Origin of the sequence: Acinetobacter sp. UBA5984 (assembly GCF_002429925.1) — a bacterium.
GTDB classification, from domain to species: Bacteria; Pseudomonadota; Gammaproteobacteria; order Pseudomonadales; family Moraxellaceae; genus Acinetobacter; species Acinetobacter variabilis.
This window is the reverse complement of record NZ_DJBE01000078.1, coordinates 33,725-58,951: the sequence shown is the minus strand read 5'-3', so window position 1 is coordinate 58,951 and position 25,227 is coordinate 33,725. Positions and strand designations below refer to the sequence as shown.

General features: G+C 44.5%; 18 protein-coding genes. 9 read left to right on the top strand and 9 right to left on the bottom strand.

All coding sequences use genetic code 11. The annotated features are described in order from the left end of the window. The first annotated feature begins 103 nt into the window (after positions 1-103). Positions 104-817: a 16S rRNA (uracil(1498)-N(3))-methyltransferase gene (locus B3J29_RS13220; RefSeq protein ID WP_005232660.1), complete on the top strand. Its 714-nt coding sequence runs from the start codon at positions 104-106 to the stop codon at positions 815-817. Here the strand turns inward: B3J29_RS13220 and B3J29_RS13215 are convergent. Then, the gene (locus B3J29_RS13215) at positions 791-1,771 is read right to left on the bottom strand and encodes a mechanosensitive ion channel family protein (RefSeq protein ID WP_004781520.1); all 981 of its coding nucleotides are present in this window, start codon (positions 1,769-1,771) and stop codon (positions 791-793) included. The two genes, B3J29_RS13220 and B3J29_RS13215, sit on opposite strands and share 27 nt — an antisense overlap. A 107-nt stretch (positions 1,772-1,878) precedes the next feature. After that, the gene (locus B3J29_RS13210; RefSeq protein WP_005232658.1) at positions 1,879-2,454 is read right to left on the bottom strand and encodes a DUF805 domain-containing protein; all 576 of its coding nucleotides are present in this window, start codon (positions 2,452-2,454) and stop codon (positions 1,879-1,881) included. Between the two features lie 261 nt (positions 2,455-2,715). Here B3J29_RS13210 and acs point away from each other — a divergent pair, with 261 nt between their 5' ends. Further along, entirely contained in the window at positions 2,716-4,662 is a 1,947-nt protein-coding gene (gene acs, locus B3J29_RS13205) for an acetate--CoA ligase (protein WP_005232656.1), read from the top strand. A gap of 130 nt (positions 4,663-4,792) precedes the next feature. Then, on the top strand, positions 4,793-5,974 hold the full coding sequence (locus B3J29_RS13200) for an acyl-CoA dehydrogenase family protein (protein ID WP_005232654.1): 1,182 nt from the start codon (positions 4,793-4,795) through the stop codon (positions 5,972-5,974). A 62-nt stretch (positions 5,975-6,036) separates the two neighbouring features. Here the strand turns inward: B3J29_RS13200 and B3J29_RS13195 are convergent, their stop codons facing one another. From B3J29_RS13195 to msuE, 4 genes are all read right to left on the bottom strand, one after another. Continuing rightward, positions 6,037-7,446 (bottom strand): cryptochrome/photolyase family protein, encoded by a 1,410-nt coding sequence (locus B3J29_RS13195; protein WP_005232652.1) that lies wholly within the window; start codon positions 7,444-7,446, stop codon positions 6,037-6,039. A gap of 128 nt (positions 7,447-7,574) precedes the next feature. Next, positions 7,575-8,189: a riboflavin synthase gene (locus B3J29_RS13190; RefSeq protein WP_005232650.1), complete on the bottom strand. Its 615-nt coding sequence runs from the start codon at positions 8,187-8,189 to the stop codon at positions 7,575-7,577. 152 nt (positions 8,190-8,341) lie between these two features. Then, the gene (sfnG, locus tag B3J29_RS13185; RefSeq protein ID WP_005232649.1) at positions 8,342-9,457 is read right to left on the bottom strand and encodes a dimethylsulfone monooxygenase SfnG; all 1,116 of its coding nucleotides are present in this window, start codon (positions 9,455-9,457) and stop codon (positions 8,342-8,344) included. A gap of 28 nt (positions 9,458-9,485) precedes the next feature. Next, a complete protein-coding gene (gene msuE, locus B3J29_RS13180; RefSeq protein ID WP_005232646.1) occupies positions 9,486-10,220 on the bottom strand; it encodes an FMN reductase in 735 nt (244 codons plus the stop codon). Between the two features lie 373 nt (positions 10,221-10,593). On the opposite strand from msuE, the gene B3J29_RS13175 reads away from it, so the two are divergent. After that, positions 10,594-11,244, top strand: a complete 651-nt coding sequence (locus B3J29_RS13175; protein WP_004781530.1) for a response regulator — start codon at positions 10,594-10,596, stop codon at positions 11,242-11,244. 66 nt (positions 11,245-11,310) lie between these two features. On the opposite strand, the gene B3J29_RS13170 is transcribed toward B3J29_RS13175, so the two are convergent. Together B3J29_RS13170 and B3J29_RS13165 are read right to left on the bottom strand one after the other, a co-directional pair. Next, a complete protein-coding gene (locus B3J29_RS13170) occupies positions 11,311-12,078 on the bottom strand; it encodes a hypothetical protein (RefSeq protein WP_005232645.1) in 768 nt (255 codons plus the stop codon). 417 nt (positions 12,079-12,495) lie between these two features. Continuing rightward, positions 12,496-15,987: a PAS domain-containing hybrid sensor histidine kinase/response regulator gene (locus B3J29_RS13165; RefSeq protein ID WP_286965801.1), complete on the bottom strand. Its 3,492-nt coding sequence runs from the start codon at positions 15,985-15,987 to the stop codon at positions 12,496-12,498. Between the two features lie 182 nt (positions 15,988-16,169). Here B3J29_RS13165 and B3J29_RS13160 point away from each other — a divergent pair, with 182 nt between their 5' ends. The 4 genes from B3J29_RS13160 to B3J29_RS13145 all read left to right on the top strand — a co-directional run bounded on the left by B3J29_RS13160 (position 16,170) and on the right by B3J29_RS13145 (position 21,312). Continuing rightward, entirely contained in the window at positions 16,170-16,502 is a 333-nt protein-coding gene (locus B3J29_RS13160) for a DUF485 domain-containing protein (protein ID WP_004781535.1), read from the top strand. Position 16,503: 1 nt separating this feature from the next. Then, positions 16,504-18,219 (top strand): cation acetate symporter, encoded by a 1,716-nt coding sequence (locus B3J29_RS13155; RefSeq protein WP_005232642.1) that lies wholly within the window; start codon positions 16,504-16,506, stop codon positions 18,217-18,219. 232 nt (positions 18,220-18,451) lie between these two features. Next, entirely contained in the window at positions 18,452-19,168 is a 717-nt protein-coding gene (locus tag B3J29_RS13150; RefSeq protein WP_004781539.1) for an ion channel, read from the top strand. Positions 19,169-19,347: 179 nt separating this feature from the next. Continuing rightward, on the top strand, positions 19,348-21,312 hold the full coding sequence (locus B3J29_RS13145; RefSeq protein ID WP_286965798.1) for a BCCT family transporter: 1,965 nt from the start codon (positions 19,348-19,350) through the stop codon (positions 21,310-21,312). A 64-nt stretch (positions 21,313-21,376) separates the two neighbouring features. On the opposite strand, the gene omp33-36 is transcribed toward B3J29_RS13145, so the two are convergent. Further along, positions 21,377-22,273 carry a porin Omp33-36 gene (omp33-36, locus tag B3J29_RS13140; RefSeq protein WP_005232638.1) on the bottom strand — a complete coding sequence of 299 codons (897 nt, stop codon included), beginning with the start codon at positions 22,271-22,273 and terminating at the stop codon, positions 21,377-21,379. Positions 22,274-23,400: 1,127 nt separating this feature from the next. Here omp33-36 and B3J29_RS13135 point away from each other — a divergent pair. Beyond that, a complete protein-coding gene (locus B3J29_RS13135; RefSeq protein ID WP_286965796.1) occupies positions 23,401-25,110 on the top strand; it encodes a GGDEF domain-containing protein in 1,710 nt (569 codons plus the stop codon). The last annotated feature ends 117 nt before the right edge of the window (positions 25,111-25,227 follow it).

Sequence of the window (25,227 nt, the reverse complement as noted above, 5' to 3'; positions counted from 1 at the left end):
ACAGATATCGCAGAACCTATATCAGGCAAAAAGAGTCCTGCCTCGCACAGTTGTGGATGACGTTTCCGCGTATCCAGTGATGGATTTGTTGAGTTAATTTTTTATGAATATCGTCCTGCTTGATCCCCGCCAAACCGAATCTGATCTATGGTCAATTACGTCAAAGCGGCAGCTGGAACATTTGCAACAGCATCTTGAGGTTCAGGTCGGTGACACATTAAAAGTCGGAATTCGGGAAGGGAAACGGTATGTAACTGAAGTTGTCGAAACTTCTGAAAAAGCAGTTTTATTGAAACCGATTCAAGAAGAAGCAGTTCCTGCAAAGCTGCCTGTTACTCTAATTGTAGCTTTACCACGTCCTAAAGTTTTGCGTCGTCTGATCATGGATGCTGTGACCATGGGCGTAGAGAAAATCATTTTATTGCATAGCTATCGGGTGGATAAAAGCTATTGGCAGACACCATTTTTGCAGCAGCTGAATCATTATGTAGATCTTGGTTTAGAACAGGCAGGGGATACGCTTGCTCCGAAAATTGAGCTGTATAAACGCTTTAAACCTTTTGTCGAAGATATCTTACCGGGACTTATTACAGCTGACCGTCCAGCCTTTGTTGCACATCCTTATGCGGAACAGCCGATGCCATACGCACTTCAGCATCCTTGCACGATTGTCATTGGCCCGGAAGGTGGCTTTATTCCTTATGAGGTCGATTTGTTCATAAAAAACGGCTGCCAGGCAGTGAGCCTTGGCAACCGTATTCTCCGTACTGAAACGGCAATTTCGTATGTTTTAGGTCGACTGTTTAGCGCGAGCTGAAGCATCTTCATGGCCATCGCCACGATAGATTTTCACTTCCTGCACCGGATATGGAATCGAAATGTTATGTTCAGCAAAGGCTTGAATTACCCGTTCCTGAACTGCACTGATTGAGGTACCTATGCCTGTTTCAGTGGTATTGACCCACCATAATGCTTTGAGGGTAATCGAGAAGTCTGCCAGTGCAATCACATTGACGCTAAATGCAGGTTGACTCAGGATGGTCGGATCTTTATCCAGAATTGCAGTAATAATATCCTTGGCTTTCTGGATATCATCTTCATAACCAATACCGACCGAAAATTCACAGCGGCGACGGGTATAAGCAGTATTCACCGTGACTGCACTGGTATAGACCGTAGCATTTGGAATTACGATACGACGACCATCTGGCGAGCGTAAAAAGGTTGCACGAATCTGGATATCTTCTACGGTACCCTCCAGACCATTCACGATAATGTCATCGCCAATCTTGAAGGGTTCCCCCAGCAAAATCAGTACGCCTGAGAGCAGGTTCTGGAAAATATCCTTAAATGCGAAACCGATCGCCACCGAACCAATCCCAAGCGCACTCATCAGCTGACCTGGGGTGAAGCCTGGAATTGCAATCACCAGCCCGATTAATACGCCAAAGAAAACAATCACGGTACTACCGACACGGTTCAGCACCAGCACCAGATTCTGTCGGGTATAAGTACGGTTTTCTAAAGTCTTACGGACAAAAAACTTAAATAGTTTTGACAGTAACCAGAAAATGACAATGACTATTAGCGCAATACAGAAATAAGGCACACGCTCCCAGAAACCTTCCATGATCTTATCAATGGTGCTATAGGCATCATTGTACTTGGAGGTATGTTCGATCACGGTTTGGGCAGTTTTTTCAGTCGCTTGATGCAGGAGCTCAGTCGTCCCTTCAGTTACCTGGCTTAAAGTATTTTCTTGCTCAGCCACAAAAACTCCACAATTTAAATTTCGCTTATTTTGCCTCAACTACAGCAAAAAATTAATAACAACGAAATTTATACACAATATATTTATGTAAAACAGACACAACTGTCTTAAAAGAACTCAGTCGTTTTTTGTTTCACTTCACTTGGGATTCTTGAAGGCTCACCTTCACTCATATAAGAGAATAACGCAGTCGTCGCCAACAGGCTCAGTACGGTAAAAATGATTACCAGCCAGGCCACAATTTTTTCCCAGACGGGGCTTGTACGTATCGGGCCATACTGATTGCTGCCTCTTGTTCCCGGAAAAAGCAGGATATAAATCCAGACAAACAGATTGATCAAAGGCACGAAGAATAGCAGCATCCACCAGCCACTGCGTTCTAGATCGTGTAAGCGCCGTACCGTAATCACAATACCGAAATACAGGTAGACCAGCATGATCGCCAAGGCAAACAGGCTGGATAAGCCATGCAGGGAAATTTGCCAGTTTGAATCTACCGATAGGCTGGCAATGTTCACAATATCAATACTTAAACCTAGCGCAATACTGCTGCATAAGAAAATAAACTGTAAAAATGCAGACCAGGCAATAAAACTCAAACGTCCAAATCGGCCCCTGATCGATAAGGGATGATCTGCTGCAGGAAAAGGAGGAGGGAAATAGGAAGGTTCAGTTGAATTCATGGGCAAGATCCTAAGCCTGTATAAAATACAGCGAGAGTGGGCGACTCATTTTATTTAACGATAGCAATATCTAGCTGACTTTGGCCATAGCTGAGCATTATCCGAAGTTATTCTGATTGAATTTGAATAAATAATCTACGACGAAAGCATGATTGTAGGATTTGAAATATGCAGTACATACTGCCATTATGCATAAAAAACAATCAACAAAATGCCATCAAGCTCTCGTGATGAGATAGAACAAGATCAAGGAAGCGAACAATGAAAGAAATCTATCCAGTACCAGCAGAATTTAAGAAAACCGCACGTACCACTGATACAGAGTATTTTGAGCGTTATCAGCAATCCATTGAACAACCGGATCAGTTCTGGGCTGAACAGGCACAGCGCCTGGACTGGATCAAACCTTTTACCCAGGTTAAAAATACCAGTTTTGATAAAGATAATTTTAAAATTGAATGGTTTGCAGATGGCCAGCTCAATGTCAGTGCCAACTGTCTGGATCGCCATCTTAAGGAACATCCTTATAAACCGGCGATTATCTGGGAAGGGGACCATCCGTCCCGTCACAAGATTATTTCTTTTCATGAGCTTTATGATGAAACCTGCCGTTTCGCCAATGTTCTGAAAAAAAACGGGATTAAAAAAGGCGACCGGGTGGTGCTGTATATGCCAATGGTCTCGGAAGCCGCAATTGCCATGCTGGCCTGTGCCCGGATTGGTGCAGTGCATTGTGTGGTGTTTGGTGGTTTCTCACCTGATTCTCTGGCTAGCCGGATTGAGGACAGTCAGGCCAAAATGGTGATTACCGCAGATTCGGGTATGCGTGGTGGTAAAGCCATTCCATTGAAAGCCAATGTGGATGAAGCGCTGAAAATTGCTGGCACCGAATCGGTTGAACATGTCATCGTTGTACATCGCACTGGCAATCCGGTGGAAATGCAACAGGGACGTGATCTCTGGTATCACATGGAAATTATGACCGTGAATGAGATCTGTCCGCCTGAGCCGATGAATGCGGAAGATCCACTGTTTATCCTGTATACCTCGGGTTCAACCGGAAAACCTAAGGGCGTACTGCATACCACAGGCGGTTATCTGACTTATGTGAATTGCACCTTCCGCGAAGTTTTTGACATCAAACAGGATGATGTGTTCTGGTGTACTGCCGATGTCGGCTGGATTACCGGGCATTCCTATGTGCTGTATGGTCCGCTTTCTAATGGTACAACCACGGTCATGTTTGAGGGGGTACCACAATATCCAAGCTGGGCACGTACCGGACATATCGTCGACAAGCACAATGTGACCATTCTCTATACCGCACCAACTGCCATTCGTGCCATGATGCGTGAGGGGGATGCCTATGTGCGGGAAAGTGATCGTAGCAGCCTGAGAATTTTAGGTTCGGTCGGTGAGCCGATTAACCCGGAAGCTTGGAACTGGTATTACTCGGTAGTTGGTGAAAGCCGCTGTCCAGTGATTGATACCTGGTGGCAAACCGAAACCGGTGGTTTTATGATTACGCCTTTACCGGGCGCGACTGACCTGAAACCGGGTTCTGCAACCCGACCATTTTTTGGTATACAACCAGCCATTGTCGATGCAGAAGGCAAGGAAATTGAAGGGGTGGCAGAAGGCAATCTGGTAATTAAAGATTCCTGGCCAGGTCAGATGCGCACCATTTGGGGTGACCCGGGTCGCTTTATTGAAGCTTATTTCTCGACCTATCCGGGAACGTACTTTACGGGTGACGGCGCACGTCGTGATGAAGATGGCTATTACTGGATTACTGGTCGTGTCGATGACGTACTCAATGTCTCAGGCCATCGTCTGGGTACGGCAGAAATTGAAAGTGCACTGGTGGCCCATGAAGCTGTTGCCGAAGCGGCTGTGGTGGGTATGCCGCATGACATCAAAGGTCAGGGGATTTGTGCCTTTGTCACCTTGCAGGCAGGGACTGAAAGTACTGAACAGCTGCGCGGTGAACTGGTAGCTTGGGTACGTAAAATTTTAGGGCCAGTGGCAACGCCAGATGCCTTGTACTGGGCACCCGCTTTACCTAAAACGCGTTCAGGAAAAATTATGCGCCGGATCTTAAGAAAGATTGCTGCCAATGAACTGGATAGTCTGGGTGATACTTCAACATTGGCGGAGCCACAGGTGGTAGATCAATTGATTGCTGAAGTGCAGCGCAATCAAGCATAAGTTTGGGACGTTCAAATACCGGCATTATTTGCCGGTATTTTTGTCTCAGGAATAAGCTCTGCATGCTTTCGAATATAGTGCCAAGCTGCAATCTGCTAAGCTAAAACCATGCTGAACTTAGGTCAAAAGAATGAATGTACGACAACAATATTTAGATCAATCTCCCCTGCAAATTGCCCAGCAGCTGGCAGAAACTTTTGCCCAAACGGCCGCAGTTCGTGACAAGCAGGGCGGTAATCCTAAAGCCGAGCGTGATCTGATTCGCCAGAGTGGCTTGCTGGGCCTGTCCATTCCAAAACAGTATGGTGGTCAGGAAGCAGACTGGCAGACGATTTTTAAAACCATTCAAATCATTGCCCAAGTCGATAGTTCATTGGCACATGTTTATGGGTTTCATCATTTGCTGATTGCAACGGTTCAATTATTTTCCCAACCGGAACAATATGGTCCATGGTTTGAGCAGACTGCTCGGGAAAACCTGTTCTGGGGCAATACCTTAAATCCACTGGACCGTCGTACTACCGCAACAAAAGTTGCTGAAAAAGAATATATTTTTGATGGAAATAAAAGTTTCTGTTCTGGCTCTATTGATTCCGATATTTTACTGTGCTCAGGCTATAACGACGCTGGAAAATTACTCATTGGGGTAATTCCAACAGCACGTAAGGGCGTAAGTTTTCTCGGTGACTGGAATAATATGGGTCAACGTCAGACTGATAGCGGCACCAGTCATTTCGAGCAGGTCAAAATTCATGAAGATGAATTGCTTTTAAATCCGGGTCCACTCAGTACGCCGTATTCAAGCTTACGTCCTTTAATTGCCCAATTGATTTTTGTGCATCTGTTCCTCGGTGTAGCAGAAGGTGCATTTGAAGTGGCCAAACAAACCGTACAAACCCAAAAAGCCTGGTCAAAATCATTGGTAGAAGATGCAGTGAATGACCCCTTTATCCAGAAGCATTTTGCCGATTTTTATGTGCAGCTGGAAAGCGTGCGTTTGCTAGCTGATAAAGCGATTCAAACCTTACAAGCTGCTTGGGATCTGGGCAATGATCTCACTGCTGAACAGCGTGGTGAAGTTTCAGTTGCGATTGCCATAGCCAAAATCGCGGCCACCAATACATCTCTCTATATCACCCAGAATATTTTTCAGGTGATGGGCGCGCGTGCGACCACGGCCAAACTGAATCTGGACCGTTTCTGGCGTAATGTTCGCACCCAGACCTTACATGATCCGGTAGATTATAAATATCAGGAAGTTGGGGAGTGGATCCTGACCGGGAAAGTGCCTGATCCAAGTTTTTATTCTTGATATGAAAATAAAAAGCCTCTGATACTGGAGGCTTTTCATATTAGATGAAGTGATAGTTTCTTCTAAATCTGCTTAAAGGCTTCTATGGCTCGTACACGAGAGGCTTTTAAATCGACAATCGGTTTTGGATAATCCAGTTCCAGATCAGGATTTTTGGCATAAGGTTCATGAATGGATTTGACATCCAGATGCGCCAGTTCAGGCACCCACTCGCGGATATAGTCTCCATTGGGATCAAACTTCAGGGACTGGCTGACCGGATTAAAAATCCGGAAGTAGGGCACGGCATCCATGCCAGTTGACGCACACCATTGCCAGCCACCGTTATTCGCAGCCAGATCGCCATCAATCAGATGCTGCATAAACCAGCTTTCACCCAGTCGCCAGTCGATCAGCAAGTTCTTACACAGGAACATCGCAGTGATCATCCTGACCCGGTTATGCATCCAGCCTGTCGCCAGCATTTGCCGCATGCCGGCATCCACAATCGGAATTCCGGTCTGGCCTTGCTGCCAGGCAACTAGGTCTTCGGGAGCATTGCGCCACTGGATCTTATGGGTATTTTGCTTAAATGGTTGGTGTTTGGAGACACGTGGAAAATCAAACAGAGTCTGTAGATAGAATTCTCGCCACAAGAGTTCATCCAACCAAGTCTGTTGACCCACATCCTCAATCTGGAAATAGCCATCCTGAAAAAGTGCCTGCACACATTGACGAACTGAAACGATACCGATATTCAGATAAGGGGAGAGACGGCTGGTGCCATCAACTGCAGGCAGATCACGGTCGGTTTTGTAATGAGCCATTTTGTCTTCGATAAAATCATCGAGCAGGTCCAAGGCAGTTCGATCTTCCGCAGACCAAAGTTGGGCAGCATGCTCTACTACATAATCTGCCGAGAATTTTTCCAGATCAACATTGATGAAATCAGTAGGTAATTGGATTGGATCTTGAGTTTCAATCTCAGGATAGCAGGCGGGTACATCCAGAATTAGCCGCTCATAGCATTTTTTCTTAAAGGCACTATACACCTGATACGGTTGATTGGACTGGTTCCGGATACTGCCGAGGGGAAACAGGGTGCGGTCATGATAGACCTCGACCCTGATTTGCTGCTGTTGCAGCAATTGCTGTACGTGAGCATCACGTTCCAGCTCATTGACGCCGACTTCTATATTGGTATGCAGGTTTTCAATCTTCAGGTTTTGACATAGATTCAATATTTCTGGCGCCAAATCTTCCCACAAAGGAATATTCAATATGATAAGTGGGATATTCAGTTGCTGTAGCTGCTGTTTTAAATATTTGAGCCGTCGCAGATAAAAATCAGTTTTGATCCGGGCATCCTGATGCAGTTGCCATTGTTCGGGAGAGAGGACTGCTAATGCAATGCAAGGACCTTGCTGGGTCGCATGCCAGAGTGCGGCATGGTCATGAATACGGAGGTCTTGGCGGAACCAGATCAACTGCATGGGAATAACGTTCTGAATTGGAATTAGATTATTTTATTCATTCCACCTGAAAATTCTGTATAGAAACGTAGACGTAGGCAGAATGATCAGTTAAAAAAACCGCCTATGGTATAAGCGGCTCTTTCATTTTAACGCTGGTGAATATTTTCTAAGGTATCTACCAAGGTACGCGTGGTCTGGTCAATTTCATAATTGACTTCATCACCTACTTTGGCATTTTTCCAGGTGGTCAGACGCAAAGTTTCGGGAATCAGATCAATCGAGATTTCACTATTGGCACGATCGACGCGATTGACGGTCAGGCTGCAGCCGTTCAGACCAATAAACCCTTTTAAGAAAAAGTATTTGATATTGCCATCCGGGATCTGAATGTCGATATGGTAGGTTTCACCGCGATATTCCAGATTTTTAATGATCGCTGTACCTTCGATGTGTCCATACAGATTATGCCCGCCATTTTCTGCACCGACTTTGGCAGAGCGTTCGACATTCACTTCATCACCCACTTGAAGAGATTTTAAGGTAGTGAGAGCAAGGGTTACATCGGAGATATCAAAGTGAATCTGATTTAGCTTCTGATCAATGGTCGTTACGGTGAGGCAGACGCCGTCGATCGCAACACTGGCGCCAATAAAGACATCCTGAAAAAACTGATTTTCGTTGCTCACAACAATAGTAATGAAGCCATTGTCCTGGCGAATATCCACGACTTTTTCCAAGCCTTGTACGATACCGGTATACATAATTTAAATTTCTATCTCATCGAGTTTGGCTTCATTCTAGTCAAGAATAAAGCAGGCGGCTATCTTTATGCCGAGAACACTGTGTTGCATAAAAAAAATCCCTCAAGCCGAGCCTTGAGGGAATGAATCGTTATGCTGAGCATTATTATAGTTTAAACGAGCTCAGCTTCTTGTTCTTTTTGTTGCTGTTCAGCTTGCTGCGCTTCGAGTTCACGCACGAGTGGCAAGACTTTTTTACCGAAGTATTCCACTTCTTCAATAAAGTGCAGGAAGCCTGAAAGAACCAGATCAACACCGACTTTTTTCAGTTCGATGATACGTTCCGCAATCTGCTGTGGCGTCCCGATCAGGTTGGTACGGAAGCCATCGTTATATTGCACCAGATCTTCAAACGTAGATTTGGCCCAGTTACCTTCACCTTCCTTACTGGCTGCACCCGCTTCACGCGTTGCCTCACCGAAAGATTTCACCGCCTGAACATTGGCTTTGGCCACGATTTCTCGCAGTACTGCTTGCGCTTCCTCTTCGGTATCACGTGCAATCACAAACGCATTCACGCCAATCTTTACAGAGTGGTTGTTCGCTTTGGCTTTTTCACGAATATCATCGATCTGTTTTTTCAGCTCTTCCGGCGTATTGCCATTGGTGAAGTACCAGTCAGACACGCGAGATGCCATATCACGTGCTGCCCGAGAATTTCCCCCCTGGAAGATTTCAATATGCGGTTTCTGTAGCGGTCTTGGACTCAAGGTATAGTCTTTGAACTGGTAGTATTTACCATCAAAACTGAAATTATTTTGAGTCCAGACCCCTTTTAGGCTGCGAATAAATTCTTCTGAACGTGCATAACGTTCGTCATGTTCCGGCCATTCTTCACCAATTGCATCAAACTCGCCACGGAACCAGCCACTTACGACATTAATCGCAATTCGGCCGTTGGTGAGATGGTCAATGGTGGCCAGCTGCTTCGCTGCCAGCGCAGGCTTCCATGGGCCCGGCAAGATCGCGGCAATCACTTTTAAGCGTTCAGTTATTGCCAGGATGCCGTGACTGAAGCTGACTGATTCATGCTGGTTTTCAGCGTTATAGCCCGCAGTAAAACGGATCTGGGTCAGGGCATAATCAAAACCTGCTTTCTCAGCAGTTTGCGCCAGACGGACATTATAGTCATATCTCCAGTCAGTACGCTGTTCGATGTCGCTGACCACCAGACCGCCGCTGACATTTGGAACCCAGTAAGCAAATACAATATTTTTATCTTGAGACATTATTCTTACCCTCTGAATGAAGCGGCTATTAAGCCACTTGAGTCTTTGGCGCTTTCTTGCTGTGCAAACGGGATTCTGCGGCATCCAGACTTGGCACTGCAGCTGAAGGTAAAACTTCTTCCTGTTCGATTTGCTTGTTGATGCCTAGGTTCTGGTTGGCTTGCTGAGATTTTTCTTTAATGACCTCAGCACGCTGCCCCTTTGCTGGTGCCCATTCAAGGATTGGTAGGGCACGAGCCACTGCCAGAGTAATACGGGCACGAAGTAATTCACTGTGAATGGTGTATTCAGGCGTAAAGTCACGATCTGTGGCATATACCCCGATTGGTAAGGTTTGTGCCTGGAAGAAGCTGAATAATGGGCGTAATTGGTGCTCAAGAACGAGCGCATGACGGTCACTACCACCAGAAGCTGCTAAAAGAACCGGTACATCTACCAGCGCCGTTTGTTCTACGAAGTCAAAGAAATGCTTGAACAGGCCCGTAAATGAAGCGCGGTAAACAGGCGTACCAACAATCAGGGCATCTGCTGCTTCAACGGCTGCCAGATCATCCTGCACGCGTTGCGGTAACTGGTTACGGTAAATTGCACCACCTAAAAGCTGGCCGATTTCGCTAAATTTAATGAAATGTACATTGATTGGCGTCGCTTCACCCAGTTCATCCAGAATGGCTTGAACCAATGCTTCGGTTTTAGATGGGTGATTCAGGCCGCCAGAAACAGCCACGATGTTTAAAGGTTTTTGCTCGGAAAAATGGGACATGTGAAGTACCTAAAAATGGTTAAGCTCGGAATGACCCTATTAATCCCGATTGCCGCAGTAGGTGTAAAATAACGAAATGCTGAAAAGTTATCTGATTTTTCTATATAAGCGGAAAATGTGCTTCTGAAACGGATAGAGCTGGATAAATGGCTGATAACTATATTTATATTGAATAAAGATAAGCTATGCAGAATAGGAATAAATCATATATAAAAAAGTGATGAGAATTAAAGGATTATTGAAATAAGCCAAAATTTAAAAAAATTAAAGAAAAACTCCACATTATTTAAAAAATTGGCGATCTTGCATATCCATAAACTGGCTTGTGTGGTTAGAATAGGAGCTACTGTGCACAAGATCTCTCTCACGTCCTATGAATATTTTAATCGTTGATGATCATCCACTGTTTCGTCATGCTCTGATCCAAGCTGTTCGTTATAGTCTGCCACAAGCGCAGATTCATGAAACTGCAGCAGTCAATGAATTTTATGAACGTCTAGAAAATGGTCCTGAGCCTGATCTTGTCCTTCTGGATTTAAACCTGCCAGGTGCATCGGGCTTTTCTGCTCTGGTCCACGTTCGCGCACAATATCCTTCGATTCCAATTATTGTCGTTTCTGCTCACGAAGAAGCTAGCATTATCCAGCGTGCGATTGCACATGGTGCGATGGGCTATATTCCAAAATCGGCACATCCAAGCCATATTGGTGAAGCAATTCGCGAAGTCCTCGAAGGAGAAATCTGGTTACCACCCAATCTGCCAGCCAACATGAACTTCGATCCGCGTGCTGCAGATGAAACTGCATTGGCAGAACGGATTCAGTCTTTAACACCACAACAGTTCCGTGTCTTGATGATGGTAGCCGAAGGCTTGCTGAACAAACAGATTGCTTATGAACTGGATGTTTCAGAAGCCACCATTAAAGCGCACGTGACAGCAATCTTCCGTAAGCTGGGTGTACAAAACCGTACCCAAGCTGTGCTTGCTATTAATGCCTTGAATATTGAAGAAAAGAAAATGTAAGTGATGCAGCTTACATAATAAAAAAGACCTCAGAAGAGGTCTTTTTTATTGAGAGAATATTGCGGATTAAGCAATATAATCCTGTTTTTGGGTAACATCAGTACAGAACATGGGATTCAGTGCGGATTGCAATTCATCAATTTGTTCTTGAGTGACATAGCCTTTGGAGATCAGATATTCTGCCACGCGGTCATCACGCAGACTCAGGAAAGTCGCATCATAAACACCAAGATCAACAAACAGGGCAGCGGTTTCCAGACTATTGAAACGGTCCAGATAAACTTCATCCTCATACATCAGGAACACATGCTCGTCTGTGCTATTCGGATCGACCTGTAGGTGCTCTGCCAGTTCATGCGGGCAAGTTTTGATAAAGAGCAGATCAGAGAGTTCATCAAATTGGGTCGTGTCCAGACAATCTTCTTCATTCTTTACTTTACCGAGCCACGCTTTAAAGACCAGAACAGCGCCACCACGCAGCAGCATACTCCAGATCTGATGACGGGTTTTTGCTGGTAAATCTTCGGCTTCCGCTTCCAGAGATTCAATCAACTTGTTTTCCTGTTCAGCCAGACGTTCAAATAAACCTAAACCTTGCGGTTTATAGGCATAAGGTTCAAAGACATCAAAATGCAGTTCATCAAAAACTTGCAGGGCTAAAGGAACTGCATGCTGATACAGGGTTTCAAGTGCCTGAATCTGGGTATCGTCGAGTTTGCTGTATTTAAACATTTGTGCCCAGTCGATGCTGGGTAATAAGGCATTAGCACCATATTGGCGATGGAATTGCTGAGTCTGTGCGGGAAGCTGAGCAATTGATTCATCGAGTTTCATTTTTATAACTCCTATCTAGCAGTGCAAATAGACCAGCTGCCAAAAGGATTTAGGCATTGTCAGATGGAAACTGATCGTTTCTTATATTGTCTATTTTTAGAGCTAAGCCTGTTGTATTAAAAATACGACCAAAGTTCTATCTGCCATAAAATAGGATTAAAAATTAATTTAAACAGTAACTTAAATAATTGTAACTAGTTGTACACATGTATATTAATAGATTTGGTGGCTTTTGCCATAGAGAATGCTGAAATGATAATTTTGAGCAATTTATCAGCAGGAATTATGTGAAATTTGGTGCTTTTAGCACATTGGCCTGATTTTTTTGCCAGCCAGGTAAAGAAAGGTATTTATTCAGTATAAAAAATGCCCATTTTTAAATCATTAAAATAGGCATTGAGATGGAAATAAAAAGTTCTAGTTACCGGAGATTTTCAGACCGGATAACCAGGAACGGAGTGAAGCAGGCTTTAACGGTTTTTTCAGCAGGACAATATTTAAATCCTTCAGGCGCTGTGGCAGTTCCGGATCAGAATCTGCGGTAATCAATGCCACCGGAATATCACTACTACGATGTTCCAGAATAAAGTCCAGACCGATCTTGTCCTGGTTTAAATGCTGATCGACCAGCCAGACCTGAATATTTTCCTGCTGGATCATTTCGGCTGCCTGTTCTGGTTCGGTGGCTTTAAAGACCTGATAGCCCCATTTGGTCAATAAGGTCGACATGCCTTCCAGAATGGTTTCATCATTGTCCAGACATAGAATCTTAAAGGCCTTGGACTTCAATGGCACAGCCTGAACAGGGGCGGCAACGACTTTCGGTGCTGCGGTCAACGGTACTTCAATCATGAAGCAGGAACCTTTGCCCAGTTCGGAAGAAACATGAACTGGATAATCCAGTAGTCCGGTCATACGTTGCACGATAGCGAGGCCAAGCCCCAGACCCTGTTCACCCCAAGGCGAAGTATGGCCACAACGCTCGAATTCCTGGAACAGCTTGATGCGCTGTTCTTCAGCAATACCGGGACCGGTATCCCAAACCCCGATCCGGATATGATTTGGCCGGTTGCTAGAACGCAGTACACCGACCACGACCTTACCTTTGGCGGTATAACGTAGGGCATTGCTGACAAAGTTCTGGATAATCCGGCGAATCCATTGTGGATCGGTGTCAATCCAGAACTGGGCATCATGCACTCGCAGTTTGATGCCACGCTGTGCCGCAATGGATTTGAATTGCAGTTCCAGATCACTTAATAAATCATGCAGTGGATAAGCCTGGCGTTTCGGCTGAATCGTACCGCCCTCCAGTCGGGCAATATCCAGCAGGGCTGAGAGCATGCTTTCTGCACCATGCAAAGCACGATCTAGTTGCTGCAGGGTCTTGCGATCTTCTTTGCTTTGTACGCTTTGCTCCAGCGCCGTACTGAACAGACGTGCAGCATGCATTGGCTGTAACAGGTCATGACTGGCGGCAGCAATAAAGCGGCTCTTGGACATATTGGCTTTATCGGCCTGTTCACGCGCCAGTTGCTGTTCAGACAGGGCATCGGCGAGCTGCTGGGTACGATCCTGAACCCGGGCTTCTAGTACCGCTTCATTTTCGCGGAAGGCAGTAATGTCGGCAAAGGTCGTCACGAAACCACCACCTTCAATCGGATTACCCCGCATCTGAATCACGCGGCCATCTTTACGGATCCGTTCAAATTCATGCGCGCTACCGACCTGCATCCAGTGAATCCGTTTACGCACATGTTCTTCAACCGAACCTGGACCACATTCACCGCGTTCAGCGTTATAACGGATCAGATCAGCGATTGGACAACCGACATAAACAATATCTTTTGGGTAGTCGAACAGTTTCAGATACTGGTTGTTCCAGGCGACCAGACACATGTTTTCATCAACCACACTCACCCCTTGGGTCATATGGTCGATCATGGTCATGATCAGGTTCTGGTTAAAACGCTGCCATTGTGATGCCTGATCCAGAATATTGGCGACCTGACCAAGCGCCAGGCCATTATTGACCATCGCTGTAGTCAGCAAGGTACGTGCCGATGCTGCACCAATGGTACCGGCCAGATACTGCTCGGTGAAACGCCACCACATGCCATTGGCACTGCTATTTTCATTCAGTTCCACACTGTTTTGAGCACAGAACTGCTGGAAGGCCTGCATGGTCGGGCCTTCACCGGTAATGCGCTTGGCCAGCGTAATCAGGTCACCAACTTTTAAACGGGCCACATCCTGATGCGAGTAGCTGACATCAGTCGATGGACTTTGTGATGGAAGTGGCTTGGTTTCATAGTAGAAGAAACTTTCCGCCTGAATCTGTTCAGCCACACTTGGGCGGAACATCCGGGAGACCCAGATATATAGGAATGTGTTCAGGCCTAGTGCCCAGACCACACCATGCGTCAGAGGATCAAAAGATTCGAAACCGATCAGGGCTTCAGGGCGTAACCAGTTCAAGCCCAAAGGCCCTTGTTCCAGAAAACTCTGGCTGAACTGCTGATAGGCTTCTGGCAGACTGCGCAAAATCGTTGGTAATAGCAGGGTATAAGACCACAAAGCAAAACCGGTCAACAGACCCGCATACACGCCTTGCTTACTCCCACCACGCCAATACAGACCACCAATCAGAGCAGGGGCGAACTGTGCCACAGCACTAAAAGCCAGCAGACCAAAGACTGAGAGCTGGTCAATATCATTAAAAAAGTTGAAGAACAGAAAGCCCATCAACATCACGGCCAGAATACAGATCCGGCGGGTAAATTTGAGTACCAGTGGTAAACGCTTGTCATGCCGTGAGATCAGGTTTAAACGCCAGAGCGCTGGCATGATCAGGTCATTACTTAGCATGATGGATAAAGCGACTGAAGATACCAGCAGCATGCCGGTCGAGGCCGAGAAGCCCCCTAGGAAGGCCAATAAAGTCAGCCAGTCCTGATTATAGCTAAGCGGTAAAGACAGCACTGCGACATCAGGAATCGCTAGGTATTGAGGTGCCGCATGCAGTGCCCAGCTGGCAATCGGGATAATTGCTAGTGTGGTCAGAATCAGATAAATGGCAAACCAGCGACGTGCACCACGGATATGTTTTTCATCCCGTAATTCAACTACGGCGACATGAAACTGACGCGGTAAACAGATAATCGCCAGTGCAGCCAGCAAAGTCTGTACCCAGAAGCTTTCCGGTACACCAAACAGCTGTACATCATGGAAGGTAGACTGAATATCGCTACTGATCTGAGGCAGATTTTCTGGTGCTTCAAAAATGAAGAAACAGGCTACGGCCAGCAGGGCAAATAGCTTGACGAAGGACTCAAAGGCGACAGCCAGCATCAGACCGCCATGCTGTTCAGTGTTGGCAATCTGCCGGGTACCGAAAATCATCGCCAAGATTGCCAGGACGCCAGTCAGGAACAGTACGCTATTGGTGGTACTGGCAATCCCTGCGGAGGGTTCCAGAATGACCGCCGCACTCAAGGCAATTGCACGTAACTGTAAGGCCAGATAAGGAATGATGGCAATCACCGCCAGAATGGTGACTAGCGAAGCCAGAGGCCCACTTTTACCATAACGTGCAGCGACAAAGTCCGCGATTGAAGAAATGGCATGGTGCTGGCGTACCCGTCCCAGACGGCGCCAGATATCGTAACCAATCGCGACAAAGAGCAGGGGACCAAGATAGATCGGCAGGAAAATAATCCCTTCACGAACCGCAGCACCGGTCGCGCCATAAAATGTCCAGGAAGAACAGTAGACGCCTAAAGTTAAACTAAACAATAGCATGCGGCCACGGGTACTGAGCCGACTGGCATGTTTTTCCCCATAGAAAGCGCAAGTAAAGAGTAAAGTGATATAGAGGGCGAGCACCCCTATGATGAGCCAACTGTTCATATAGCCTGATGTGTACTGTGCATGATGCTATGATACCGCATCATGCACTCAGCAGTTTAAATTGATCATTTTTTAACGACCAAAGTCTAAATTACAAGTCATTCTAAATGTTGTTATTTTGCAACAGTGATAATTCGAATTAAAAAATAGTAAGCCCATGGTGGGGCTACAGGAGTGTAACTATGGATGAGGCACAAGTAGAAAGAATTCTACAGAATCCCAAATTCAAAGAAATGGTACGTAGAAAAAGTACGCTGAGCTGGACCTTAACCGGCATCATGCTATTTGTCTATGTCGGTTTCATGTTGCTTGTTGGCTACAACAAAGAATTTCTATTGTCTTCAATTTCTGGCGGTGTAACGACCTGGGGTGTACCTCTAGGTATCGGTATCATTATTTTGTCTTTTATATTGTGCTGGGTGTATTCCTACATTGCCAATAATAAACTTGATCAGCTGAACAGAGAAGCAATTCAGGAAGTGGAAGCGATTACAAAAGAAAAGGGGCAACACTAAGATGAAAGGGATTTCATATCAAGCGCTTGCAGCGGCAGCGCTGACCTTGCTCAGCTCGGCAATGGTATTTGCTGGACCAGATCTGGGTGCTGCGGAGCAGCAAGCGACCAACTGGCACGCAATTATCATGTTTGTGATTTTCGTTGGAGCAACCTTATTTATTACCAAATGGGCTGCCAAACAAACCACGAATACCAATGATTTCTATACTGCCGGCGGCGGGATTTCTGGTTTCCAGAACGGTCTGGCCATTGCTGGTGACTTCATGTCTGCAGCATCTTTCCTCGGTATTTCCGCGATGGTGTTCCTGTCCGGTTTTGACGGATTGCTGTACTCATTAGGCTTTATGGTGGGTTGGCCAATCGTTTTATTCCTGGTGGCAGAACGTTTGCGTAACCTAGGTAAATTTAACCTGTCTGATGTAGTGTCGTTCCGTCTGGAAGAAAAACCGGTGCGTACTTTAGCAGCATTAAGTTCACTGGTTGTGGTGGCGTTCTACCTGATCGCACAGATGGTGGGTGCAGGTCAGTTGATCAAGTTGCTCTTCGGTCTGAACTACAACATTGCTGTGGTGATTGTTGGCCTATTGATGATGGCCTACGTAATGTTTGGTGGCATGTTGGCGACCACTTGGGTACAGATTATTAAAGCAGTAATGCTGCTGTCTGGTGCGACGTTTATGGCTTTCATGGTCATGAAAGGCGTAGGTTTTAGTTTCACCAATATGTTTGAACAATCGATTCAGGTTTTCTCTAAAGTACATGACCTGAGCCTTGCAGATGCAACCAAGATTATGGGTCCAGGTAACCTGGCTTCGAATCCGGTCGATGCGATTTCTCTTGGTCTGGCGCTGATGTTTGGTACAGCAGGTCTGCCACATATCCTGATGCGTTTCTTCACGGTAAAAGATGCCAAAGAAGCACGTAAATCAGTGGTTGTTGCAACAGGCTTTATCGGTTATTTCTACCTATTAACCTTCATTATCGGTTTCGGCGCGATTCTATATGTAGCGAATAACCCGCAGTTCCTGGACATTGCGAAAATGGCAATTACAGGCAAGCTAGAGCTGGTGGGTGGTAACAACATGGCTGCGGTTCACCTGGCAGATGCTGTTGGTGGTGACCTGTTCATGGGCTTCATTTCTGCAGTAGCATTCGCAACTATTCTTGCGGTAGTTGCAGGTTTGACCCTGTCAGGTGCTTCAGCAATTTCACATGACTTGTATGCAAACGTATTCAAGAAAGGCCGTACTACCCCTGAATCTGAACTGCGCATGTCTAAAATTGCGACTCTTGGTCTTGCGATCTTTGCGATGATCCTGGGAATCCTGTTTGAGAAGCAAAACGTTGCTTTCATGGTGGGTCTGGCATTCTCGGTAGCCGCATGTGCCAACTTCCCGGTACTGGTTCTGTCTATGTTCTGGAAAGGCCTGACTACACGTGGTGCTGTCATTGGTGGCGTGGTTGGTCTGGTGACTGCAGTAGTACTGATCGTACTGTCTAAAGCCGTTTGGGTAGATACTTTCGCAATTTCAGATACACCAGTCGTTCCATTTAATGGTCCTGCATTATTTGCAATGCCATTGTCTTTCTTCTGCTGCTGGTTCTTCTCCATTACAGACCGCTCAGTGAAAGCACAAGCAGAACGCAAAGCTTTCGATGCACAGTTTGTTCGTTCACAAACAGGTATTGGTATCTCAGGTGCATCTGATCACTAAGATCTGATGTCCTAAAAAAGCCTCCTGATGGGGGCTTTTTTATAGCGATAGAATACTTGAGCTACTCAATGAAGAAGACTTTAGGATAGTTTATCTAAAATTAAATACGGCCATTTTTAACTAAGATTTCAATAATTTTTATACAATCCTGTTTCTAACCATTGGCTAGATCATGCTATGTTAAGCCAGCGATAACAATAATGATGTGCGATAGGACATCAAGACAAATCTCATGAAGCACTCTCTGCTACGATTCTGGACCCATTTTAAGTATCTGCCTTCTGCGTGGCTGCTATGCCTACAATTACTGATTCTGACCCTGTCGATGCTGAGTTATGACAGTGTGTCTTATCGCGCGGGTACATGGATGCTAGGGGTGGTGGTCTTGCTGGTAATTGCCAAGGTGATTCGTCAGACTCCGATGTTTACCATTCTGGGACTCATCTTTGTCGCAGGCGCCATCTTCTTTTCGTCATTGATTGTGCTGGGGCTACGCTATACCTGGATCATGATCGTTGCTCATCTGTTTGAAGCCAGCGCCTATTTCAGTGCAGCATATGGCTTGTTACGTTATATGTTTCATGACCGTTATCTGACCAAGGATGAGCTGTTTGCAGCAGGAGCAGTCTTTACACTACTGGCTTGGGGATTCGCTTTTCTCTATAGCATTTGCCAGTTATGGGTGCCTTACAGCTTTTCAGATCCTGAGTTGCAGGCTTATCAGCCGTGGCTGGATCTGCTCTTTCTGAGCTTTAGTGTACAGTCTGCTACAGGATTATCTGATGTGATGCCGGTCAGCCCGGTCGCACGGATGTTGGCCATTATCCAGATGTTTGTCGGGGTGATGTATCTGGCCTTAATAGTTTCGCGTCTGATTGCCTTACAGTATATTTCCCATCTTCCTAAACAGACTCATATACAACATAAGCATAGAAAGCCTGAGGAATAGAACGTACAGAGCTGTATAGCTTGGTTACAGTAACTTAACGGCTTTATTTTCCTGAATATTTTAAAATCTTAAGGTCCAAAACGTATCTTTGATCGTAATTCTCTCGATCAGAATGTTTTTACTTATCAATAATGATTCAAGCCTCCCGGCATTCAATCTATTAAAAAAATGGGGGATCTATGCCTTCCAAACCTTCATCCTGGTTTGCCAATATCAATCCGAATGTCTTTATTAGTACAGTGGTGATTATCGCCATTTTTTTGGGACTGGTAATACTGGCACCTGATTCATTTGACCTGTTGACCAAGCAAATGAATGCGTGGATTACCACTTCATTTAGCTGGTTTTACGTCCTCTCCGTGGCGATCTTTCTGATTGTCCTGATTTATATTGCCCTGTCTGATATGGGGAAAATCAAACTCGGGCCCGACCATAGTCAGCCAAAATACAGCCAGGCATCCTGGTTTGCCATGCTGTTTACCGCAGGCATGGGGATCGGCCTGATGTTTTTCGGTGTTGCAGAACCGGTTATGCATTATGTCACACCGCCTGCTGGTGAACCAGAAACTGTACTGGCTGCGCAGCAAGCTATTCGCGTGACTTTCTTCCACTGGGGCCTGCATGCCTGGGCGATTTATACCATTGTGGGTCTGTCATTGGCCTATTTTGCGTATCGACATAATCTGCCTTTAAAAGTTCGCTCCGCCTTATATCCACTGATCGGCAACCGGATTCATGGCCCAATCGGAGACGGGGTAGATACTTTTGCCACCTTAGGGACAGTATTTGGGGTTGCGACAACTTTAGGTTTTGGGGTGACTCAGATTAATTCGGGTCTGAATTACCTATTTGGAGTTGAGCAGACCCCCAGTACTCAGGTCATTTTGATTATTGCCGTCACTGTAATGGCATCAATGTCCGTATTTTTTGGTTTGGATAAGGGCATCAAACGCCTAGCTGAACTGAATCTGCTGCTTGCCTTACTGCTACTCATCTTTGTCTTTGTCGCGGGTCCAAGTATCTATTTGTTACAGACCACTATCCAAAATGCCGGCCAGTATGTCTCTAATCTGTTTAGCATGACCTTTAATCTGTATGCCTATCAGCCTAGTGGCTGGATCGGTGGCTGGACCATTATGTATTGGGCCTGGTGGATTTCCTGGTCGCCATTTGTCGGGATGTTTATTGCCCGAGTATCCGAAGGCCGCAGTATCCGCGAGTTTATTGTTGGGGTTCTACTGATTCCTACCGGATTTACCCTGATCTGGATGGGCTTTATGGGTAATGCTGCATTATTCAGCATCATGCATGAAGCCAATACCAATCTGCTTGAAGCAGTACAACGTGACTCCTCTGTAGCGCTGTTCGAATTTTTAGGTAATCTGCCATTTAATTCAGTCACCAGTATTATCGCTACGGTATTGGTTATTCTGTTCTTTGTCACTTCAGCAGATTCAGGATCATTAGTCACGGATTATCTCACTGCTAAAACCGAGAATTCACCGACCTGGCAGCGTCTGTTCTGGACCGTGTTAATGGCTTTATTGGCCATCATTCTGTTACTGGCAGGTGGGCTGGAAGCCTTGCAGTCGGCTACAATTATGAGTGCTTTGCCGTTTACATTTATTATGCTGCTGATTTGCTGGGGACTGATTAAGGCCCTGCATCTGGATGTAACAAAAATGCATGCGCTACAAGCTGCACGCATTACCCCACGAGCCATTCAGAACCCGCGTAGCTGGCAACAGCGACTCGGTTTAATTATGCATTATCCGCATACGCATGATGAAGTACGTGATTATATTGATACGATGGTCAGCAAAGCCTTTAACAGTTTTCAGGCTGAACTGAAACGTCGTCACATCCAGGTGAAAATCTTTAAACTAGAAGATGGGATCGAGTTACGTGTCGATCATCAGAATGAAATGAACTTCATTTATCAGGTCATTGCTACCCAAACTTTAGCACCGAGCTTTATGCCGGATGCAGATTCTCCGCAGTCTTATCAGGCAGAAGTCTTTTTAAGGGAAGGAGGACAAAACTATGATGTGATGGAATGGACTCAGGAAGATTTAATCCAGGACATCATTGACCAATATGAACGTCATCTGCACTTTTTAAGTCTGGTCCGTTCTCCAGAATAAATATTTGATCCAATAAAAAAGGACGCTGATGCGTCCTTTTTTTATTCAATCACTAATTCAGAAATTAGAAACGGAATTTAGCATTTAAGCCTACAGTTTGTGTATCACGAACTACAGCATTTTGAGCAAGATTTGCTTCGTAGTTTGAGTTCACATAACTAGCACCTACAGCAACTGCTGGAGTGATGAAGTAGTTTACGTTTGCGCCCCAAGCTTTGTCTGGAGAATTAGCGTAGCTAGATTCCATATAAGATGCACCAACGCTTAATTTAGGGTTGATGTACAAAGTAGTACCTAGGTTGTAAGCAGTATCTTCACCATAAACCAAGCCGCTTTCGAAGCCAAGTGACATGTTAGTGCCGTCAATTGCGCCTACATATTTAGTACGAGCAGTGATTGCATCTTGGTCTTCATCGATTGTGCGAGACTCAAGAGCAGCTTTAGCAACGCCGTTGTTGAACATGTTGAAAGCGTCATAAGAAGTTTGGTCTGCAACGCTTGTGTAACCTACAGCTACCAGGAAGTTAGGAATAGGGAGTACACCTACTTCTAATGCATAACGGTCGCCATTGTCATCATTTTGGCCACCTTTACCATCAGTAATTGTATGGCTATAAGAAGCGCTTGCATAAGCAGGAACAACTTTAGTTGGGATGTAAGCTTCACCTTTCACACCGAAAGTATGAGAAGTCTGGTCTCTATCATCAGCATCTACATCATATTCGCCATATGTATAAGCAGCAGAAACGTTAGATGCCTGGTTGATGAAAGCAGCTTCAGCTAAAGGACCTTTAGAAGCGTCTACATCTTTGAAGTAGTAAGTACCTTGAACAGCACCAGTGAAATCTTTGTCATTTACAGTGTTGTCGATGAACTCTGATTGACCTTGAACTTCGAATTGATATGCTTGAGCACCGGTCATTGCTAATAATAAAGCAGTGGCTAAACCGAGTTTTTTCATGATATTTACCATTTTGTTACAAAAGATGTACAACAGGAACGTATTGTATTGTGACAATTTATTAAGTCAATCCAATTCGAAATCGCTATTTTTTTAAGCTAAATTATTGTATTAATTTTGTATAAAATTCAAGTATCACGCTCGGAAGCCATTTTAGATAAAAACTCTTGTATAACAAAAAGCTAGAATTTAAATATAGATTTTGACTAAAAATTAAGGAGAAATTGTGTGATTATTTAAATCACTTAGTACGATCAATTTTAATTTAATAATCTATTAAAACAATTAATAATCAGTGAGCTAATTCATAAATGTGTCAAGAAGTGCAAGATGTTTGGTGCAACATGTCTATGACTGGATTGCTTAATTTTAGAGCATAATCAGCTCGAGCTTCAGAATGAATGTCTGTTTTTTAAGCTAGATGGGCATGTTTTATAATCTTGACTGAAGCAATCGACTTTACATTTTGGGGGGAATTTTACATAATATGAAAATCAAGTTAGAGTTCACACTTTCATAGTGATTTAGCCTGATTCTCCACATATTTTTGTTTTTATCGGCCCAGCTTTCCCCAAGGTTGGGCTTTTTTTTACCTAAATTTTCTGGAAATCTCAGTTTACGGATTACTTCATAAAAGAAGATGAAAGAACAAGTATAGAAAGCCGTCAAAGATGACTCTTTAATGCACCTTAATGGTGCGTTAATTCGATTTAAAAATAGTCTTGTTCTATAAAATTGCAAAAAAAAACCTCAATTTCTATAAAGAATTGAGGTTTTTTCGCCAAAATTTGCGGGTAAATCAAAAAATCTGCTGAGGAATAATTTAACTCGCCCTAATGCGGTGCATTATGCACCTAATTGTTGCACGTGTAAATAGTTCAGAAAGCGAGTTTTTTAATTTTCTTATATTTTAAATTATGAAATTTTCATTCCTATTTATGTTTTAGTGATAACAAATAGAAAATCCTGAAAATATAAAGAGCTAAAACCTTTAAGAACATAAGAAAAACCTTCTGAAAATCAACGTAATTGGGAAGAAATATTGATGATGAGTAGGTGTTTATTTGTATAATCTATCTACTATTAAATGGGGAGTCCTTGATCTATGTGAAGGACTAAAAATCAAGATGAATACTTTGCGCTCTGAGAAAATCAGCAAACATCTGTACTGGTCGATGTCGATCATTATTTTATGTTTATTGTGTATTTGTATTCCCTTGATTATTGATAGTACTCAACATTATTTGAAATCAAAACAAACCTATCAGCAGCTTGATGCCTTACAACAGGTCACCGATCTCGCCAATAAAATCTCCCGTGAACGGGCACCCGCCAACAAAGTTATGTCCAGTTCGGTTGAGGAATTTGCCAAACATCAGCAGGAGTTAAGCGATTACCGTCAGGAAGTCGATCAACAGATGCAGATGACAGCTCAGGCACTCGATCAGGTCGGTTTTAATGACCTAAGCCAGCAACTTTTATTTGAGTTAAAGCCTAGTCTGCAATATGGGCGTAAGCAGGTCGATCTCTATACTCAAATACCTCGCCCGGAACGTACTGCACAGGAAATGGATCAGGCCATTCTCGCCATGTTTAGTGTCTGGGAGAGCAGCCGTAAAATTCTGAAAGGTGTAGTGATTGCCTCTGCGACTCCATCTGCCCGTTTGGATAATTATATGAGTGAAATCCTGTTTTTATCTGATCTCAGGGATCAATCGGGTCGGGTAGCGTCAAATGTCATGGCACATGTGACATTTGGAACCCAGATTCCAGAGCAAAACATTACCCGTTCCTTGCAGGTCCAGCATCAGGTACGCTACCTCTGGGATATTATTGATACGCTACAGCCTGTTCAGGACAAAACCGATGAATTTATTCGTTTACATCAACGGGTCGGAACTGAATTTATTCAGCAAGGTTTACCGATTGTGGAGCGACTGATTGAAGATAGTCGACAACAGCGTCCTTATTATTTAACTGGAACTCAGCTGACTGAAGCCATTGTAGATAAATTTACAACAGTGATTGATTTGCAGAACTATTTACTGCAATACACCAAAGATGTGGCGATTAAGGAAATGCGCCACAGTCTGAATCATTTGATCTGGACAGTGGGCTTATCTGGAATTTCCCTGATTACGGCAATTTTGACCATGATTTTTGCGCGTAAACGCATCTTTATTCCTTTAATTCGGGCACGTAAAATTTTATTTGATTTGTCCACTGGGTCTGAACGGAAGCAAGCACAATCAAAACTAAAAACAGACCGGCCTACTGAATCCTTATTTACAGCAATTCAAAAACTGCAGCACATGCTGCAAGAGCGTGAAGCATTAGAGTTTCGACTGAAAAATATTGCCCATTCCGATTCCCTGACCGGACTGGCTAACCGTTTTGCGCTCGATGAATATATCCGTTTTATGGAAACGCATCCGACCCAGTTTAAGCGAACCTGCCTGATGATTATTGATATTGATCACTTCAAACAGGTGAATGATCAATATGGGCATATTATTGGTGATCAGGTCATTCAGCTGGTTGCAGAGCGCTTAAAAGCCAATATTCGAGCTTCGGATCTACTGGTTCGCTATGGCGGAGACGAATTTCTGGTCTTGATTGAAAATATCGAGATGCAGCATGCTTTCATGCTGGCGAATAAAATCCGGACTGAAGTCGCTGAGCATTCTATTCTGACCTCAGCTGATGAAGATATTCATGTATCGGTGAGTATTGGGGTGGCGATTGGCGCAGAGTCATGGATTGCGTTACTGGAACAGGCCGATGAGGCGCTATTTAAGGCTAAAGCGAAAGGACGCAATGTCGTGGCTGAGGTTTAAGCCAGTTAACTGAATTTTTTAAGCTAAACATTTTGAAGAGTCATAACTTTTATAGTTTATATTGTTAAAAAATAAAGTAAATTTCACTGAAATTCTTAAAAATATAAAAATTTAGGG